Raw genomic sequence first — 20,446 nt, 5'->3', positions numbered from 1 at the left:
TTTAAAACGTTTTCAGCTAGTAAGACTTAGTTTTCTACGTTGTTTCTCTTTGGTTATTAAATTTAATTCTCTTCCTGTTTGCCCAGCAACAGAAGTGTTTTCCTCTGCCCTTCTTATTAAATAGGGCATCACATCTTTTACAGGACCAAAAGGCATATATTTTGCAACGTTGTAACCTTTATTGGCAAGGTTAAAACTTATATTATCGCTCATCCCATACAATTGTCCGAACCAAACACGCTCGTCATTATTTTCTAACCTATGATCTTTCATTAAGGTCATTAAAAAATAAGAGCTTTCTTCATTATGCGTTCCTGCGAAAAGTGAGATGGTATCTATATTTTTTATGATGTACTCCAGACCGTCATTAAAATTTTTATCTGTTTCAAATTTATTCTTACAAATGGGCGATTTATAATTATTATCGGCGGCTCTATCGTTTTCTTTTTCCATGTAGGCGCCACGGACCAACTTGTACCCTAGATAAAACCCTTTCGATTTTGCTAAATCATGCTGATTTTTTAAAAAATCAAGTCTATCATGTCTGTACATTTGTAACGTGTTAAAAACAATGGGCTTCTCTGTATTGTATTTTTGCATCATATTGGTAACTAAATCATCTGCTGCATCCTGCATCCAACTTTCTTCTGCATCAATTAAAACAGCTATGTCATTTTGCTGACCCTTTTTACAGATAGCATCATATCTAGCTATAATGTTGTCCCATTCCTCTTGTTCTTTTTTAGTAAATGCTTCGCCTCTACCCTTTTTCTCGTACAAATCCAATCGTCCCAGTCCTGTAGGCTTGAAAACAGCTATAGGGATGGCATTTATTTCTTTTGAAAAATCCATTATTTTTAGAACCGTTTGCATGGCCAAATCAAATTCCGCTTCATTCTCTTTTCCTTCAACGGAATAATCCAATACAGAACTCACCCCTTTTTCAAACATTTTATGTATAACAGGTAAACAATCTTCCTCATTAACACCACCACAAAAATGATCGAAAACCGTCGAGCGTATAAGGCCTTCAATAGGCAAATGGGCTTTTAGCGCAAAGTTCGTCGCTGCTGTTCCAATTCTAACCAACGGCTCAATAGATATCATTTTAAATAAAAAATAAGCACGCTCTAATTCCGTATCGCTTTTAAGTGAAAAAGCGATTTCGGTATTATCAAAAATTCTTTCAGAAGTCATTTTGGGAAATTTATACAAAGATAAATATTACTAGTGTCATTTTGTTCAAAAATCCTTAATTTCGCCCATTATGACGACCGATTTATTTCATTAAATAACGTTAATGATTTAATGGAATATCATGATTAATATTAATAATACAGATTGTTTTTACAGATGAAATCCATTACCGCAAATGATTGCATAATTCATTTTAATGAAGCATGCTATACATCATTAAATGAGCATATTAAGATTAATAATTTTTCTAAAATATTTATTTTAGTTGACACCAATACCCATAGTTATTGCCTACCTCTTTTTCTTGAAAAACTAGAAACGGGTTCCGTTATAGAAATCATAGAAATTGAAGAAGGGGAAATCAACAAAAACATTGATACTTGTGTGGGGGTTTGGAATACACTTTCGGAGTTAGATGCTGATAGAAAAAGTCTCCTTATAAACGTTGGCGGTGGTGTTGTTACCGATTTAGGCGGATTTGTGGCTTCTACATTTAAACGTGGTATTGCTTACATTAATGTGCCAACATCCTTACTGGCGATGGTTGATGCGTCTGTTGGCGGAAAAACCGGTGTTGATTTGGGAAATTTAAAGAATCAAATTGGGGTTATAAGCAATCCAAATATGGTATTAATCGACACCTTATTTTTACAAACATTACCACAAAATCAGATGAAATCTGGTTTGGCCGAAATGTTAAAACATGGTTTGATTATTAGCGAAGCGTATTGGAATAAATTCAAAGATTTGTCTAAATTAAAAATTGATGATTTAGATGATTTAATTTATGAATCCGTATTGATTAAAAAAGTGGTTGTAGATCAAGACCCTTTTGAAAATGGCTTGCGAAAAACATTGAATTACGGACATACCTTGGGACATGCCATAGAATCTTATTTTTTAACGAATCCGAATAAAACATCACTATTACACGGAGAAGCCATCGCCATAGGTATTGTTTTAGCGAGTTATATATCAACCCAATTGGTTGGTTTTCCAGAAGATAGCACTAATGATATAAAACAATTATTTGGCGGCTATTATGGAAAAGTAGATATTATTGAAAGCGATTATTCACCAATAATTGAGTTGCTTAAATATGACAAGAAAAACAATCATGGCAATGTGAATTTTGTTTTGTTAGAAGCTATTGGTAAGCCAAAAATTGATTGTTTAGTTGATGAATCTATAATAATTGACGCGTTTAAGTACTATTCTCTATAATACAAATCATTTTTAACCCAATTCTTAAAGTATCCCATTTGTTATTTATTTGAAATGGTGAAACTAGTTCAGCATGACATTTGCGATTATTTATTTCAAACATTTAGTTAACAATTAATTTTTTATAATGCTTAGCATTTTTACAAAAAAATATTTCATCAAAGATCTGTTAGAAGGATTTGTTGATATACATAATCACGTCCTCCCCGGAATAGATGATGGCGCTAAAAATACCGAAGAGTCTTTAATCTTAATTAAAAGATTAATGGATTTGGGGATTAAGCAGTTTATACCCACGCCGCACATCATGCAGGATTTTTATCCCAATACATTTGAAACCATTGGAGATTCATATCAAGAATTACTAGAGGCCTTACCGCGTAAAATACAAAAGGACATTACTATTAATCCAGCGGCAGAGTATATGTTGGATAACCATTTTGATGTTTTGTTGGAACATGAAAATTTATACACTCTAAAAGGGTTGTATGTTTTGATTGAAATGTCTTATTTTCAAGCGCCTATAAATCTTGAAAACATCATATTCAAATTAAAAACAAAAGGCTACATACCTGTTTTGGCACATCCTGAACGGTATTCATTTTACCATAACAAGCTTGAGTACTATAAAAAATTAAAGGATATTGGCTGCCTTTTCCAACTTAACCTATTATCATTAGGCGACCATTATGGCAAAAGTGTCGAGAAAGTAGCTCTTAACTTGCTTGATGAAAAATTAATTGATTTTATTGGCAGTGATGTGCACAATGAGAATCACATAAATAAAATAACAGAACTGCATGTCAACGAAAGTAGCATCAATAAACTTAAAAAGATTATTGAAACTACAAATAATACATTTACAGTGATTTAATTTTTTCTTCTGAAAAAGCCTTTTTTAGCTGGAGTTCCATAATAACCGTATTGAGCACCATAACCAAAATTGGACTGTTTTACATCATTTACCACCATCATCATACCGCTAAGTTTTTTATCTGCATGCAATTCTTTGGCATAATTAAGCACCTGTTTTTCGGTATAATCTGCTCTAACTATATAGATGGTATGGCCTGCATATTGGCTTATTAATAACGTATCTGTAACCAGCATGGCAGGTGCTGTATCGACAATCACAAAATCATAATGACTAGAAGCATAATCAAATAATTCTTGAAGCCTATCGCTCATTAATAATTCTGCTGGGTTTGGCGGTACTTTACCTGAAAGTAAAATATCTATTTTTATATCATTAATTGTGTACGTATCTATAATTTGTCCGGCCAAAGTAGATTTATCAACCAAATACTCCGTTAGTCCAACTTTATTTTTACTAGTATCCATCTGGTTCTTAATGGCTGGGTGTATTTGTGGATTCCTAATGTCTCCTTCTATCAATAACACCCTTTTATTGGTATTAGCAATAGTAAGCGCCATGTTTAAACTAAACAATGATTTTCCTTCACCACTTATAGTTGATGTTACGAACATTACATTTTCATACTTGTCTATATTCCTGCCCCTTCTTATATAATCAAAATTTGTTCGTATGATTCTAAAAGACTCAGAAAAAATGGATCTATCATTCTTTTCTATTAATAAACCTTTACCTTTTTTAGAATCATCTTTTATTTTTGGAACTTCACCCAATACAGAAATATTATTTATTACTCGCTCTAAATCTTCTTTATTGTGAATTTTAGTATCTAAAAGATTATTCGCGTATATGACACCAAAAGGAATACTAAGCCCTATAATAATTGCCGCTAAAAAAACAATATTTTTCTTTGGCGAAACAGGCAATCCTGTACTGTAGGCCTCATCAATGATTCTGGCACTTGGCGAAGTAGATGTAAGCGATATGGTTGCTTCCTCTCTTTTTTGGAGTAAATAAAGATATAAAGATTCCTTAATGCCCTGTTCACGTTCTATATCCCTAGATTCCCTTACTTGACCAGGTACTTGATAAATTTTAGAGTTAATAGAAGATGCCCTATTTTCTAAACTATTAATTTGAAAAGAAATCGCTTTTGAGGAGTTGGCCAAACTTTGTACTAAACTTTGCTTTAAACCGGACAGCTGCTGATCTAAATTTACTATAATGGGGTTCTTCTCTTTTGTTGATCCTTTTAAAAGGGCATTGCGTTCCCTTAAAAGATCGTTATATCTTGAAGTCACACTATTTATGGATTCATCAGACAAACCAACATTTGATGGGATTGGCTCAAAAGACGATGATGCATCATCCACATAATTCTTCATGTAATTTACAAGGTTTAATTGACTCTTAGCCCTAGAAATTTCTTCTTCTGTTTGAGAACTCGAATTTAAATATAGAGAGGCTTCAGATGTTATATCGGTCAGCCTATTTCCTGTTTTAAAGTTTTCAATTTTATCGTCTACACTTGATAAATCCCTAGAAATCAAATTTATACGCTCATTTATAAAATTTGCCGCATTTACTGATTTCTGATTTTTCTCTTCAATGGAAATTCTATTATACTCTTCAATGAGCGTGTTCAGTATGTCTTTGGAGCGGCTTAAAACAACGTCTTTAATCGACAAGTCAATAACTTTGGAAAACTCCACGGTTTGACCAACCAATATTTCATTTTTATAAAATTCAGCTAATTCACTAACAGGAACTATCTTTACATAAATAGTTTGACCAATCAATTTAGATATGTTATCGGCTGTTGGTAAAATGATGATATCACCCATGGGCGTTGCTAAATTTTTACCAAAAGCAGATTTAATGCTCACGATTTCCTTTTGGTCATTCTCAACTTCAAAATCAAAAGTGGTTTCAGATAATATATTTATAGAAAAACTAAATTTTGAATTTTCAACAATCGAATCGGCAACCGTAAAATTAATTTTTATAGGCGAGTTTTTGTATAGTGGCGTTTCGTGTATTTTACCTTTCGAACTGTATTGAATGTTCAAAGAGAGTTTTCTAATAACAGCTTCCATGACTTTTCTTGAACGTAACGCTTCAATTTGGTCTTCAGTTGTTGTTACGTCGGGCTCAGAAAAACGTCTTAAATCTTTAAGTATTTCATTACTGGCACCAGAAGATGAGCCTTCATCAACGAACATTATTTTTGCTTGAGCACTGTATTGCTGAGGCGTATACCTTAAATAAACAAATGCAGCTAAAACACATAAAATACAACTAAAAACAAACCATTTCCATTGCCTGATATACGTAAATAATATTTTCTTTAAATTAACTTCTTCTGGCATGCTATTTTTAGATTGATTTTGTTGATTACTTGAAACCATATATGATACTAATTTTTAACGTCGGGTTAGTAAGATCACTGTTGATGTAATTAAAATGGATGCGATTGATATGGCTACCGATACCCTTGAATCGAATGATGAAGAGCTGATGGCCGACTTATTAGGCTCTATATACACCACATCATTTTGGGTTAGGAAATATACGGGCGAATTAAACGCTTCTTTAGTTGTTAAATCTATTCGGGTATAGGTTTTTGTTCCATTAAAATCCCTAATTACCATTACATTATCGCGTCTGCCTTTAATTGTTAAATCACCTGCCAATCCAATCGCTTCAAGGATGCTGCTTCTTTCCCCTGATACAGAATACGTACCCGGTTTTCCAACCTCACCTAAAACGGTCACCCTAAAATTGAGGATTCTAATGTTAATGATGGGATCCGTAAGATAATCATTCAGTTTTTCTTTAAATAATAACTTAGCTTCTTCTACTGTTAATCCCAATAATTTAATTTTACCTAAAACGGGATAATCTATGTTACCTTCATTGTCGATTAAATAATCGAGCTCTTTAACACTTCCATTTTCACTTCCCGAGCTTTTAATCAAATTAAATGGCTTTACGGCTTCTAGATCGAACGTAGAAACATTGATGGAAACAATATCATTAATTTTAAATCTGGGTGCGAAGGTATCGGTATCGACTATTGTTTCGAAATCTTTGGCATTTTGAAAATAAACAACCTCTCTTTTAGATGCACAAGACGTTAATAATAACGCTAAAACAATAGTTCTATATACGTGCGACGTTTTTAATGAATTTAAAATTCTCATTCTTAAGATTATATTTGGGGAAAGTAATAAAAATTTAATTTATAATAAGTTACCGAATGGTTTCTTTTGTTGTTCTTCCAAAAGACCTTTGGATTTTTTATAGATTTGAACTCTTTTATCAAATCGCTCATATTCAGAATTGTTTGATTTGTATTCTGGTATCAATTCTTTCATTTTCATTACTATATTGTTATTTTGGAAGCGGTTAGTGATGCATAATGCTTCAATCTGGGATTTAACATTAGCATAATCAAGTTCCCTGGTCTTGCTTATTAATATCTTTTTATGATATGTAGATAAGGTGTTTTCTCCGTTCGCCAATAATTCCTCATAAAGCTTTTCGCCAGGACGTAAACCAGTGATTTTAATCTCAATGTCTTCAGGATATTTTAACCCAGATAATTTAATCATATTCTTGGCTAGGTCATAGATTTTAACGCAATCACCCATGTCAAAAATAAATATTTCACCACCTTTACCCATCGTTCCTGCTTCTAAAACCAATTGGGAAGCTTCTGGAATCGTCATAAAATATCTAGTAATATCCTTGTGCGTCAATGTTATTGGGCCACCATTCTCTATTTGTCTTTTAAATAAAGGAATAACAGAACCATTAGAGCCTAAAACATTACCAAATCGGGTAATAATAAACTTTGTGTTACTTTCTTTCTGTAAACAACTAATATACATTTCAGCTATTCTTTTAGTAGCACCCATAACACTTGTTGGGTTTACAGCTTTATCGGTCGATACAAAAACAAATTTCTTAACATGATATCGCGATGAAGTATCTGCTAAAAGTTTGGTGCCATGGATATTTATTTTAATGGATTCATATGGAGAATCTTCCATTAATGGCACATGCTTGTAAGCAGCCGCATGAAAAACCATGGTAGGCTTATAATCTTGAAAAATACCATCCAATCTTAAACCGTCTCTTATATCTGCAACAATAGAGATAAAGTTGAATTTATTGTTTTGTTTTAATTCTTGTTGCAAATCATATAATGGAGACTCTGCTTGGTCCACCAATATTAATTGATTCACATCAAAATTAGACAATTGCTTAACAAGCTCACTACCTATAGATCCGGCTGCTCCTGTTATTAATATGGTTTCTCCTTTAAATTCGTTAATCAGATTTGGATTATCAATTTGAATGGGCTCACGTCCTAAAAGATCTTCAATTTGAACTTGCTTTATTTGTCTGATATTCAATTCCCCATTAATCCATTTCTCAATAGGTGGCACTTTATTTATTTTAACATTTAAGCCCACCAAACTAATAAGTCTATCTTTAACTATATTTTCAGAGGTGACAATAATTTCATCAATATGATGCCTATCTATATAATTCTGATCTATTTTGCTCTTATGTAAAATAGAAATGCCATTAATGGACTTCCCATTCTTGCTAAAGCTATCATCAATGAAGCCAACAACATTAAATTTTTCTTTAACATTATTTATTAAGGCATTGTAAGTAACCATGCCGGCGTCACCTGCTCCATAAATAAGAATGTTTTTTGATGCCACATATTTGCATTTCACGTGGTTGTAGGCCATTTTAAAAAGAAGCCTACTTAAACTTAAAAAAACAAAACTGAAAACGGCATGTATGACTAATATAGAAAGTGGTATGGTAAATCCTGGAACCATACTTGTTAACCTATTTATTAAAACAAATAAAACACTAATAAGCGTAATTAGTGATACTGATTTGAGAAGATTTATGATGTCGGTAAAACCAGTATGTCTTATAACACTTTTAAAAGAACCGATAGTTAAAAAACTAATGACCGATACCATCAATAGAAAAGGTATTTGTAATGATAACTGATTTAAATCAAAGTTTAATGTAAAATTAAATCTAATGAAATAGGCCATAAAGAAACTGACCATAATTATTGATAAATCAATAGCAAAAACGAGCCATTTTGAGGCGTATTTTTGGGAATAATAGGTAAAGTAGTTGTTAATCATAGGTTTAGGGTTTTTGTAATCGTATCTAAAATTCTAAATAAATCTTCTTGGGTTAAATTAGATCCACTAGGTAGGCACAGTCCTTTGTCGAAAAGCGTTTCAGAGGTACCATCGGTAAAATGTAAGCAATCTTTGAAAATAGGCTGCATGTGCATGGGCTTCCATAAGGGCCTAGACTCAATATCGTCCTGTTGCAATTCCAGCCTTATTTGTTCCCTTAACTTAAACGACTCTGTTTTTACACAGGTAATCCATCTATTTGAAAAACTTCCTTCCGGTTCTTCCAGAAATGATATGGATGGATATTTCGATAAGTGTTTTTTATAAAACTCATAATTTAGTCTTCTAGCAGCAACCCTTTCGTTAAGAACTTCCATTTGCCCACGACCAATACCCGCTAGCACGTTGCTCATCCTGTAATTGTATCCAATCGCAGAGTGTTCATAATGTGGGGCGTTATCTCTAGCCTGTGTCGATAAAAATACAGCTTTGTTCTTTAAGGCTTCCGTATGGGCTATTAAAGCACCACCGCCAGACGTGGTTATTATTTTGTTTCCATTAAAAGATAAAATTCCAATATCGGATAATGAGCCACAAGCCTTTCCAAAATAATGGCTTCCCAAAGCTTCGGCACTATCTTCCACCACAGGGATATCATATTTTTGGGCAATAGCGTTTATGGCATTTGCATTGTAGGGCATGCCATATAAATGAACTGCGATGATGGCCTTTGGTTTTTTATATTTTTCAATCCGATCCTTAATGGCGATTTCAAGTAATTCGGGCGACATGTTCCAAGTGTCTGGTTCACTATCGATAAATACAGGAACGGCACCTTGGTATACAATGGGGTTTGCCGAAGCAGAAAACGTAAAGCTTTGGCATAAAACTTCATCACCTTTAGAAACGTTTAATAATTGCAATGCTAAATGAATGGCAGCTGTTCCAGAACTCAATACAGCTACATGGGTATGCTTTCCTACATAATTTTGGATATCTTTTTCAAAACCATCTACATTGGGGCCTAAAGGCGCTATCCAATTGGTATCAAAGGCCTCATTAACAAATTTTTGCTCTGCGCCGCCCATGTGAGGTGATGATAAATATATTTTAGTTTTTGTCAACATTTATTAAGCATTTAATCTCTTTAAATTTTTCACATAAAAAGGCATCCTTGGTAAATTAAAAACCATGTCTTTTAAAACAAAAATCTGTTCTGCTTGTACCCTCTTTACGTTGTGTATATAAAACAAAATCAACATACTACTTATTATTAGCTTAATTAATTCGTTATTAAATGTTATATCTTCTATCTGTTATGGGAATTAGATAAAAATAGAGGGATTCATATGTAACATTTAATACAGTTAAATTAATGTTGCTATTAATCAATTCAATTTTGTATTAATGAAGCAAATTTAGCAATAGTTTTAGTGTTATCAGAGAAGTTTTTTGTTATTTCGCTAAAAACCTATTTATAGTCGGTTAAATACAATTAGCGTGTTTGACTTGTTGATTTTGACCCTTTTTTTTTAATTTTCACAGACTATATTCAAGACGTTAATAAAGCTACTGCAAATAAAAATATGGCAATAAATAAGTATTTTAAGAATTAAAAAAATATTAATTAAAGGGGTCATTATGAATAATATTAAAAAAAATTAAAGCCGATTTATATAGATACAGTGGTCAAATTTCCATAATAAAAGGCTTTAGTAAAGAAGATTTTAGATATATGTTTTTTATAAAAGCCTCTAAGCACAAAAGGTTTTATAAATTTCACGCTAAAGTACCTTAAATTATATTAAGCTAATTTAGACCAGACTTAGTTCTTTATACAAATTATAATATTCTTTGGTCATTTTTATAATATCAAACTTCTTGGCCCTTGCCATGCATTGATTTACTGTCTCAGAATAATATTGATTGTCGTCAAAAAGCTTTAATATTAATTCGGCTAACTGGTTTTCATTAGCATCTTCAAAAAGCAACCCTGCGCCTTCAACAACCTCTGTAAGTCCAGGTACATCTGAGGCAATAAAGGGTTTTCCAGATGCTAAGCCTTCCACACTGGATAATGATAACCCCTCAAAATGAGAAGAAAGCACAATAACATCAACAGATTTAAGCAATTTTGGTACATCTTTTCTAATTCCGTAAAATTTCACTCTATCACTCAGCCTTAACTCTTCTGTCTTTTTAATGCAAGATGATTTTAATTCTCCATCACCAACCAATATTAAAAAATAATTTTTTGGTAGGAATTCTAGACTTTTAATTAATGTTAATTGATCCTTTTGCGCCGTAAAACTTGATACCTGAATAATAAGTTTGTCCATTTCAGTAAAATCCAATGCCTCTTTTGAGTAAGGAATGGCCTCATAAATTTCCTTTAAATCAATCCCATTATAAATTTTAATAATATTATCAAAACTTTTTCCTAGATGATTTCTCAAATTTACATCAACAGCATCCGAAATACTGACTATTTTGTGAAATCTCCTGTAAAGAATTTTATCAATAAATTTAAAAAGTAATTTGTCACGTCGTCTATTCGTAGTATTATGCTCCGTATAAACCAATTTATAGTTCCTTTTTCCTATTCTTAACATATCTGCAAGAGCTACCCAATATAGCACTGGAAATAAATGTACATGAACTACATTATAATTGTTAAGGAAATCATATATTTTAAATATATGAAGTGGGTTGTAAACATTTGTCTGGTCGCCAAGTGCGAAAACGTTTATTTCTTGAAATGGCTCTAGTTTATCTAAAAAAGGCGAAACTCCCCCTTTGAGGACAAGAATATCTACATCTATGCCCATCTTTCTATATTCAACAACCGAATTTACAAGAAGTTTTTCGGCTCCTCCAGCCGAAAGGGAATTAATTATTTGTAGTACTTTCAATTGAAAAATTATTATTTTGTTAATTCTAAAAATAAGTTCTCGTAATCTTTAAGGATTTTTTCTTTGTTGTATTTTTTTATTACAGAATCACTTACCTCTTTTGGATCCCATGTTCGCTTTGTAATTAAGTCAAGCTTTAATAAAAAATCTGATTCATCTTTAGCAACAAACCCATTAATACCCTCTTCAACTATTTCATTGATACCTCCTAAGGCATCAAAAGCCAAAACAGGAGTGCCAACCGCACAACTTTCCAATAGGGCATTAGGAAATCCCTCAACATAAGAGCCTTGCAAAAACACATCTGATTCCTTTAAGTATTTTGATACATCTTTTGTAAAGGGTATATGAATAATTTTATTTGTTAAACTTAGTACCTCAGCTAAACCAAAAATTTCCCCTGATTTGTCCCCATCACCAATTATATAGTATTCGAATGGCCCTTCAAATTTTGACAAGGCATTCAATAATCTATCGTGTCCTTTACGCGTCACTAAACTTCCTACGGTAATAAATTTAGATATTTTGTTATCAACTTGTTTCTCCTTGGGTTTGAAAAGATCGGAAATAGGATTGTTAATAATCCTTATTTTATCTTTAGGAGCATTAAAATTATGTATCATATCTGTTGCCATGTCTTGAGATTGGCAAAGAATAATATCCAATAGTTTATAGCTTCTTTCGGTTAATCCAGAAATTGAAAAAGGGTACTTTCTTGAAGCCGCTTGAACATTATTCAATACACTTAAAACATTTACCTCCCTCCCAACAAACTTTGTTTTTTTAAACCATAATGATTGTATTCCCATTAAAGTATTTACATGCGTAATGGCACTAATAACAATATCGGGTTTCGATTTATACAAGTGTTTAAAAATAGGCCAGAAAGCTACTAAGACTCTAGGCTTATTAAGAAACACCAAATTAATGCCAGTAATATCATAAGATGCCTTTTTGCTATACCCAATAACTAATAGGGTGACTTCAAAAAGATGCTTGTTTAAATTTTGAGCAATATAAGACATCACTCGCTCTGCTCCACCGGGCCTTAATGAAGGGATAACAAATGTAACCTTTATTCTATTTTCCATTTTTTAATTTATTGGGCGAAAATAGTAATTAAGTATTGAATAACTAAAACATTTAAAAATAACCTCAATAAAATATTAATTACTAGATTTTAATTTATCTTTAAAATTAATAAGCTTCATTGAAAATAAATATAAAAACAAAAAAATGGAAAAAAAAACAGCATTAGGGAATACTCTAATGCTGTTTTTTAATTTGGTAGAAATTCTTAATTATATAATAGAGTTTAAAAATTCTTCTAAATCGGTATATCCATCATTGTCAATATCTCCTTTGCCATCCCTATCTAAATTACCAAACTTTAGAATTTCATAGTCATCTGTCATACCATCATTATCAGTATCTATGGGCACACTAATCATGCTCGATATTGTAGGCCAACCTCCAACATCACTGGGGTCATCTATCAAAGAACCAGTCCCGTTAATCACATCATTAACAATCCTGATATCGACAGCATCCCTGTTTAGGGAAGCCCCAACTTTTGTTAGCATTTGCGTTTCTAAATCATTAGCCGAAATGGCTAAGCTCTCCGAAATTGGATAATTGAATGGGGATAGAGATTGGTAGGACGTAGATGCGTTGTTTGTAAAGGGTGCGGTTCCACTACCAACCACTAACCATTCATTTTGTGATAATGAGGTTCTTTCAGGGCTTATGTTGCCTTTGGCAAATAATTTATTACCGTTTGATTCCAAAAATGTAATGGCATATCTTTTAGAGGAATTGTTTCCTCTTTTCCATTTGTTTCCTATTAAATTAATTCTGTACCCTGCATTATTTCCTTCAATAACAGTTGGAATTTGACCCCAATTATAGATATAATTATTAACCAATTCAAAATCTGTTTTAGGTGGTGGTACACCACCAATTAACGGGTTTCGTTGATTGTTATGGGCAAATAAGTTTTGATAAAAACTAATCTTATCAGAATCTAAACCAATTAATGACCCCATACTATGTGGGTCTGTATAGTTAATATGATTGGGATCTGTTGTATATTCGTGGCTACTATACATTAAAGATTCACTAAATATGCAATTTTGTAAGGTAAGGTTTGTTACTGTTCCCCAAGTATTAAAACTTTCATCTGTACTCCATGAAAATGAGCAATGGTCAAAAATAATATTATTTCCTGATGTCACAGTAACATTATCACCATTTTGCTCATTATTCACTCCTCTACCTCTTCTAAATCTTATATATCTTATTATTATATCACTATTGCTTATAGACATTAAGGTAGAGTCATACGAGCCATTTGATTTAATAGTGATGCCTTGTCCTCCATTTCTGAAGGCTGTCTGACCAGCTATAGTTGTATTACTTGGAACTTTCAATGGACTTGAAAGATTTATTGTTCCTGAAACTTCAAAAATAATGGTTCTAGATGATGATGATGCTTCCAATGCGGCCCTAAAACTTCCAGCTCCACTATCATTTAGATTTGTTACTTTAAATACTTCTCCTCCACGACCCCCTTTTGAATTTTTACCAAACCCTTCTGCTTCTGGAAAGGCTTTAAGTACTGTAGCCATATTGTCATCAGGGGCATCTTCAGGGGTGTCTTCTGGCAAAGGACTTTTGCCTGTATCTATTTCGGTATCTTCTACAGGAAGTTGAACCTGTTCAACAAATAATTCTTCATTATTACAAGAAGAAAAGAATACTAATAAAATATAACATGTTAACATAACATACGTTGCGTACGTTAATTTAAGAATAATCTTCATAAAAACCAGTAATTAGATTTGGGGACTAAATAATGGTTCAATATTAATATTAAACTTTAAATCAACGTTCAAATTGTCTTTTTTTTCGATGAAATGCAGTCTATTTTTTAGGTAAAAATCGTTAAAATACATTTAAATAAGATAAATTACATGAATTGTTTATTATTGTAGTAAAATAAAACCAATTATAGCTGGATTACTTTACCTTAAAAAGAGGTTACAAATATAACAGAGGGATTTAAAAGCTTATCGCATTGTTAATAACTTATGATAAATTACATGCCATCATGCCCTAACAGCTTTTAATCATCTGCCCTATATTTTCATAAAATACATCAATATCACCAAACATCTATTTTATGACCAAATTTTATACTTAAAAAAACCTTAACGAAAAAGGTCTTGATTTATGGAAACGGCATACAATTAATTATATTTTATATAGCAATATGTTTTTTTTCTTAAATACTTTTTTTCATCTTTGGCTTACTTTAATTTAAATAATGGGTAATGAATCATTGCCAATTAAAGCAATACCTTTAAACATATTAAAAATGAAAGTATTAGTAACAGGAGCCGCAGGATTTATAGGTTTTTATGTCTCTAAAGTATTATTGGATAAAGGACATCAGGTGGTTGGTTTGGATAACATCAATGATTATTACGATGTGAACCTAAAATATGCCCGATTACAAGAATTAGGGATCCACAAAGCCGAGGCTGCCAATAACAATCGCATTTGTAAAAGCACTTCCACAACGCATTTTACCTTTATAAAAATGAATTTGGAAGATCGATTTGCACTTCCTAAATTATTCGAGACAGAACGCTTTGATGTGGTATGCAATTTGGCAGCACAAGCTGGTGTACGCTACAGTTTGGAAAATCCTGAAACGTATGTGGACTCCAACGTGGTGGGCTTTCTTAATGTTTTGGAATGTTGCAGGCATTATGGTGTCAAGCATTTGGTGTATGCCAGTAGCTCCAGTGTGTATGGATTAAACAAAAAAATCCCGTTTTCAACAGATGATGCCGTAGACCACCCTATCAGTTTATACGCTGCCACCAAAAAAAGCAATGAGCTCATGGCATATACCTATAGCCATTTGTTCCAATTCCCAACCACGGGCTTGCGGTTTTTTACCGTTTATGGTCCTTGGGGACGTCCCGATATGGCCATGTTTTTATTCACCGATGCCATTTTAAAGCACCAACCCATCAAGGTATTCAATCATGGTGATATGGAACGTGATTTTACATACATTGATGATATTGTGGAAGGCGTTGTACGTATCATAGAAAAACCAACCACAGAACGGGTTGAGAATAATGACCTATACAAATTGTATAATATTGGTAACAATCGCTCGGTGAAACTATTGGATTTTATTAAGGAAATAGAAGCTAATTTAAACATGGAAGCCAAAAAGGATATGTTACCTATGCAGCCAGGTGATGTAGAACGTACTTGGGCCAATGTCGATGCGCTTATCAAAGATTATGGCTACAGTCCGAATACACCCATTAAAGAAGGGGTTAAAAAGTTTATTGATTGGTTTAAAATGTATTATAATTAATAACGGATACATTTTGAAATCGAACGGACAGGCTAACCAACTACCATACAATTAGTAACCTAAATGTCAATTCGAGTATTTTTTTGGAACGAGTAGAACAAAAAAGTATCGAGAAGCAACTCAACCAAAAGATTCTCAATACAAAATAGCTCGTACCTCGCTATGTCGCTGGAATTGACGAACCGACTAAGAATACAATTATTTTCTAGTTGACAATTAGAGTATTGTTGGATGGATGCGACATCCCTTCTAGTGTGGCTATATGAAAAACGGCTGCCAAAAACCATAAGAAACTTTGTATCTTAAAAGAAAGGAGAATAAAACACACGTTTCAAATACCCATACTCAATTTAATAAATGTACATTCATCGTTAAAAAGACTAAATTGGTATAATAATAGTAATGGTTTCAATTATTTTTTTACATATTTGTGTCGGCTTAAATTAAACCCCAATTAAATGGCTACTTATTTATTTGATGTACTACAGGAAATAATACCAAAGAAACAATTTATAGTATCCCGAATTTTCAAATTCAACAATAACCGAATAACAAAGAATCAAAACACATGTGATTATCAGTTGTTCTATTCTTTTAATACTCTTAACAATATTATATAATGAAAATAACAAAAATATGTTGTATTGGTGCTGGGTACGTTGGTGGCCCCACTATGGCAGTGATTGCGAAAAAAAACCCGCATATAAAAATAACCATCGTTGATATCAATGCCGAACGCATTGCAGCATGGAATGATGCCGATGTATCTAAACTACCCGTTTATGAACCGGGCTTGGCAGACATCGTAAAGGAAACCAGGAATAAGAATTTATTTTTTTCAACAGATATCAATGCAGCCATTGCAGAATCTGAAATGATTTTTATATCAGTAAATACCCCTACAAAAACTTATGGTAAGGGAAAAGGGATGGCAGCCGATTTAAAGTATGTAGAACTTTGCGCCAGAAATATTGCAGACATCGCAAAAACCGATAAAATAGTTGTTGAAAAATCCACACTACCCGTTAGAACCGCCCAAGCAATTAAAAGTATTCTTGAAAACACGGGCAGCGGTGTTAGATTTGATATTTTATCAAATCCGGAGTTTTTGGCGGAAGGCACGGCGATTGAGGATTTATTACATCCTGACAGGATATTGATTGGAGGCGAATCGGAAGCAGCTATAGACAGTCTAGCGTCCATTTATGGTAGCTGGGTACCTCAAGACAGAATCTTAAGAACCAATGTTTGGTCTTCAGAACTATCTAAATTAACGGCCAATGCGTTTTTAGCGCAACGGATATCGTCCATCAATGCCATTTCCGAACTTTGCGAGCACACCGAAGCCAATGTGAATGAAGTGGCTAAAGCCATAGGCATGGATTCCAGAATTGGCTCTAAATTTTTAAAAGCTTCTGTTGGATTTGGTGGGTCTTGCTTTCAAAAGGACATCTTGAATTTAGTCTACATTGCTAGAAGTTACAGTTTAAATGAAGTAGCTAATTATTGGGAACAAGTCATCGTCATGAATGACCATCAAAAAAGACGCTTCTCCGATCGCTTGATAAAAACACTTTACAATACGGTTTCCGGAAAAAAAATAGGTTTGCTAGGTTGGGCTTTTAAAAAGGACACCAACGACACCAGGGAATCTGCCGCCATTTATGTTGCCGATCATTTAGTAAGCGAACAAGCGCATATTGCTGTTTATGACCCTAAAGTGTCGGCTGTTAAAATTCAAACGGACCTAAACTACCTAAACACAAGAACTGAAGCAGAAAACCTGAACCATGTAGAATCAGCTAAAACGCCTTACGATGCCTTAAAGGACGCCCATGCGGTAGCCATTATGACCGAGTGGGATGAATTTAAAACTTATGATTGGAAGCGTATTTATTCGGATATGAAAAAACCAGCATTTATATTTGACGGCAGGAATATCTTGAATAAATCGGACATGGAGACCATAGGATTTGAATATTATTCCATAGGCCAATAATAAAGATGGAGACAATAAAGATTGCGATTATAGGTTTAGGATATGTCGGATTACCTTTAGCGCGTCTTTTTGCAACAAAATATCCTGTTGTAGGATTTGATATCAGCACCAAACGGATTTCGGAATTACAGCAGGGTAAGGATGTTACTTTAGAAGTTGAGGAGCCGCTTTTAAAATCGGTTTTAAAGGACACAGCAAATGATGACATAGGTTTGTATTGCTCCACAAATATTGATGATATTAAAAATTGCAACTACTATATTGTAACAGTTCCCACTCCTGTTCATAAAAATAATAAGCCCGACTTATCATTTTTATATAGATCAAGTGACACTGTGGGAAGTGTTTTAAAAAAAGGCGATATTGTTATCTATGAGTCCACCGTATATCCGGGCGTTACGGAAGATGAGTGTGTGCCCATTCTAGAAAAGATAAGTGGTTTGGTGTTTAATAAAGATTTTTTTGCAGGTTATTCACCCGAACGTATCAATCCTGGGGATAAAGAGCATACCGTTGAAAAAATTTTAAAAGTCACCTCTGGTTCTACTCCAGAGATAGGCAAAAAAGTGAATGCCTTATATGCCAGTGTGATTACGGCGGGTACGCACCTCGCCCCTAGCATTAAGGTTGCCGAGGCCGCTAAGGTTATTGAAAATTCCCAACGCGATATCAATATTGCCTTTGTAAATGAATTAGCAAAAATATTCAACCTTTTAGATATTGATACCCATGCGGTACTAGAAGCCGCAGGTACTAAATGGAATTTTTTACCCTTTAAACCTGGGCTTGTAGGTGGTCATTGTATTGGTGTAGACCCTTATTACCTAGCACAAAAAGCACAAGAAGTGGGCTACCATCCTGAAATTATTTTAGCGGGCCGTCGCGTGAATGACAGTATGGGTCAATACATTGCCAGTGAAGTGGTAAAAATGATGCTTAAAAATGATATCAAGGTAAATGGTGCTAAATTGTTAATGTTGGGTATCACATTCAAAGAAAACTGCCCAGATGTTAGGAATACTAAGATTGTAGATGTTATCAAGCATTTAAAAGACTATGGGCTCGACATCACTATTTACGACCCATGGGCTAATCCCTTGGAAGTACAAAATGAATATCATTTAACGACTACCTCTCAACTACCAAAAAATCAATTTGACACGATTGTGTTAGGTGTTGCCCATAAAGAGTTTCTTAATATGGATTTTAAGGATTTATTAAATGCAAAAGGGTTGATATATGATGTAAAGGGTATCCTTAAAGAAAATACCAATAAAAGATTATAAATAATTCTTAAACATCTTAATCTAGAATGGTATATTCAAAATCTACATTTTTATTATTTGAAGCATTATAATTTATATAGTTAATAGGCTCCGCTATTTTATAAGGAGCCTTAACTGTAATATGGCCATGTACGCTTTCCAATCCTTTTAATGTTCTTAATTTTGACCCTCTTATTTGTAAAAAAGGAAGTTCATTATTGAATTCTAAGTATAAATTTTGAAAAGTAAAGCCTCCTAATGGACCTGATGGGCTTCTATAATTTGGAACTTCCATTAGTATGGGGTTATAAGATCCTGCTTGACAAATATTAATTGCGGCACAATTGTTAAAGGTAACATGAAAAGCGTTGCTCGATTTTCTGGTATATAATATGCCCCACTTACTACCATCAATAAAACACTCATCAAATTGGACACGTCCCTTAACTGGACTTAAATCATTTGCACCGATGACTATTTCTCCAGCGGCATATGTATTGGTTTCAGAATGATTCATGCTCAAATAACACTTATTAAATGTAATATCCAAAGGATCAGAATTAATGTCCAAATTGGATAAACTCAACGCTATTCCTGCATGGTCATTATATGTAAAGGAACATCCTTCAAAATAGATGTTTTTTAGCTTATTGTACTTATTGTTGGGTTCTATATCTAGTCCTGCTCCCGGCAATACTCCGCTTGTTTTTGTGAAAATACAATTTTTAACAACTAAATTTTCAACACTAATGATGCTCATGCCTTGGCGATACTGATTTTTAATAACACAATCCTGAATCTCAATATTTTTGGACGGTTTCTGGTCTTCTGGATTCCCAGTACTACTGATATAAATACCATCACCCCCACTTTCATTAATTAACAAACCTTTTATTTTTACATTGTTTACCCCATATAAAGCAATACTCATACGATGCTCACTATCATTGTACTTTGAGTACTCTTCTTTATTCATTTTGAACTCAGCACCATAACCAATAATTTCAATATTATTACAGTTAATCATTTTCAAAAGTGAAGCATTAGTAGCTTTAAATTTGTCTGGCAACGATTTAACTATGACTCCTGATTCAAAAATTATGGTTTTGCCGCTTATGTTATTTAAATTGATGGGACCTATGTTCCAAATACCTTTATCAAATACTATAGTATCATTAGAAGATTCTATGGCCAATTTGAAGGCCTTAGTTGCATCATTCTCGTTATACCCGAACGTTGAGGCATTAACCTTTTGCCCAAATGTTATTGTAGGAATTAAAAAGAATAAAAATATGATGCCAAAAAAAAATAATAAGTTGTTACTAAACTTCATTTTTAGTTTATCCATGATTCAATGACTTAAAACACTTCTTATTCAATAACTGATTAT

At 33.2% G+C, this 20,446-nt stretch carries 14 protein-coding genes; 5 read left to right on the top strand and 9 right to left on the bottom strand.

Annotated elements, in window-relative coordinates; all coding sequences use genetic code 11:
• Positions 1 to 12: 12 nt before the first annotated feature.
• Positions 13 to 1,197 (bottom strand): proline dehydrogenase family protein, encoded by a 1,185-nt coding sequence (locus tag CDH50_RS08375; RefSeq protein ID WP_100611553.1) that lies wholly within the window; start codon positions 1,195 to 1,197, stop codon positions 13 to 15.
• 156 nt (positions 1,198 to 1,353) lie between these two features.
• Here CDH50_RS08375 and aroB point away from each other — a divergent pair, with 156 nt between their 5' ends.
• Both aroB and CDH50_RS08365 read left to right on the top strand, forming a co-directional pair.
• The gene (gene aroB / locus CDH50_RS08370) at positions 1,354 to 2,421 is read left to right on the top strand and encodes a 3-dehydroquinate synthase (protein ID WP_100611552.1); all 1,068 of its coding nucleotides are present in this window, start codon (positions 1,354 to 1,356) and stop codon (positions 2,419 to 2,421) included.
• A 127-nt stretch (positions 2,422 to 2,548) separates the two neighbouring features.
• The gene (locus tag CDH50_RS08365; protein ID WP_100611551.1) at positions 2,549 to 3,295 is read left to right on the top strand and encodes a tyrosine-protein phosphatase; all 747 of its coding nucleotides are present in this window, start codon (positions 2,549 to 2,551) and stop codon (positions 3,293 to 3,295) included.
• On the opposite strand, the gene CDH50_RS08360 is transcribed toward CDH50_RS08365, so the two are convergent.
• The 7 genes from CDH50_RS08360 to CDH50_RS08330 form a co-directional block, all read right to left on the bottom strand.
• Complete coding sequence (locus CDH50_RS08360) at positions 3,292 to 5,664, bottom strand: GumC family protein (RefSeq protein ID WP_198513459.1); 2,373 nt, start codon at positions 5,662 to 5,664, stop codon at positions 3,292 to 3,294. The two genes, CDH50_RS08365 and CDH50_RS08360, sit on opposite strands and share 4 nt — an antisense overlap.
• 54 nt (positions 5,665 to 5,718) lie before the next feature.
• Positions 5,719 to 6,498, bottom strand: coding sequence for a polysaccharide biosynthesis/export family protein (locus CDH50_RS08355; RefSeq protein ID WP_100611549.1), 780 nt, complete (start codon positions 6,496 to 6,498; stop codon positions 5,719 to 5,721).
• Positions 6,499 to 6,537: 39 nt separating this feature from the next.
• The gene (locus CDH50_RS08350) at positions 6,538 to 8,481 is read right to left on the bottom strand and encodes a polysaccharide biosynthesis protein (protein WP_100611548.1); all 1,944 of its coding nucleotides are present in this window, start codon (positions 8,479 to 8,481) and stop codon (positions 6,538 to 6,540) included.
• Positions 8,478 to 9,608, bottom strand: coding sequence for an aminotransferase class I/II-fold pyridoxal phosphate-dependent enzyme (locus CDH50_RS08345; RefSeq protein ID WP_100611547.1), 1,131 nt, complete (start codon positions 9,606 to 9,608; stop codon positions 8,478 to 8,480). The genes CDH50_RS08350 and CDH50_RS08345 overlap by 4 nt, the downstream gene beginning before the upstream one ends.
• Before the next feature lie 687 nt (positions 9,609 to 10,295).
• Positions 10,296 to 11,393 (bottom strand): glycosyltransferase, encoded by a 1,098-nt coding sequence (locus CDH50_RS08340; RefSeq protein ID WP_100611546.1) that lies wholly within the window; start codon positions 11,391 to 11,393, stop codon positions 10,296 to 10,298.
• Between the two features lie 11 nt (positions 11,394 to 11,404).
• Positions 11,405 to 12,484 carry a glycosyltransferase gene (locus CDH50_RS08335; protein ID WP_100611545.1) on the bottom strand — a complete coding sequence of 360 codons (1,080 nt, stop codon included), beginning with the start codon at positions 12,482 to 12,484 and terminating at the stop codon, positions 11,405 to 11,407.
• Positions 12,485 to 12,694: 210 nt separating this feature from the next.
• Positions 12,695 to 14,215 (bottom strand): pectate lyase family protein, encoded by a 1,521-nt coding sequence (locus tag CDH50_RS08330; protein ID WP_100611544.1) that lies wholly within the window; start codon positions 14,213 to 14,215, stop codon positions 12,695 to 12,697.
• Positions 14,216 to 14,769: 554 nt separating this feature from the next.
• On the opposite strand from CDH50_RS08330, the gene CDH50_RS08325 reads away from it, so the two are divergent.
• The 3 genes from CDH50_RS08325 to CDH50_RS08315 all read left to right on the top strand — a co-directional run bounded on the left by CDH50_RS08325 (position 14,770) and on the right by CDH50_RS08315 (position 19,077).
• Complete coding sequence (locus CDH50_RS08325) at positions 14,770 to 15,792, top strand: NAD-dependent epimerase (RefSeq protein ID WP_100611739.1); 1,023 nt, start codon at positions 14,770 to 14,772, stop codon at positions 15,790 to 15,792.
• A gap of 619 nt (positions 15,793 to 16,411) precedes the next feature.
• On the top strand, positions 16,412 to 17,791 hold the full coding sequence (locus CDH50_RS08320; RefSeq protein ID WP_100611543.1) for a nucleotide sugar dehydrogenase: 1,380 nt from the start codon (positions 16,412 to 16,414) through the stop codon (positions 17,789 to 17,791).
• 5 nt (positions 17,792 to 17,796) lie between these two features.
• The gene (locus CDH50_RS08315) at positions 17,797 to 19,077 is read left to right on the top strand and encodes a nucleotide sugar dehydrogenase (RefSeq protein WP_317044648.1); all 1,281 of its coding nucleotides are present in this window, start codon (positions 17,797 to 17,799) and stop codon (positions 19,075 to 19,077) included.
• Between the two features lie 16 nt (positions 19,078 to 19,093).
• Here CDH50_RS08315 and CDH50_RS08310 read toward each other — a convergent pair whose 3' ends face one another.
• Positions 19,094 to 20,404 carry a right-handed parallel beta-helix repeat-containing protein gene (locus CDH50_RS08310; protein WP_100611542.1) on the bottom strand — a complete coding sequence of 437 codons (1,311 nt, stop codon included), beginning with the start codon at positions 20,402 to 20,404 and terminating at the stop codon, positions 19,094 to 19,096.
• Between the last annotated feature and the right edge of the window lie 42 nt (positions 20,405 to 20,446).

Source organism: Confluentibacter lentus, from assembly GCF_002806995.1.
GTDB classification, from domain to species: Bacteria; Bacteroidota; Bacteroidia; order Flavobacteriales; family Flavobacteriaceae; genus Confluentibacter; species Confluentibacter lentus.
Note: the sequence above shows the minus strand (reverse complement) of the source record. Positions and strands in the feature narration are given on the sequence as shown.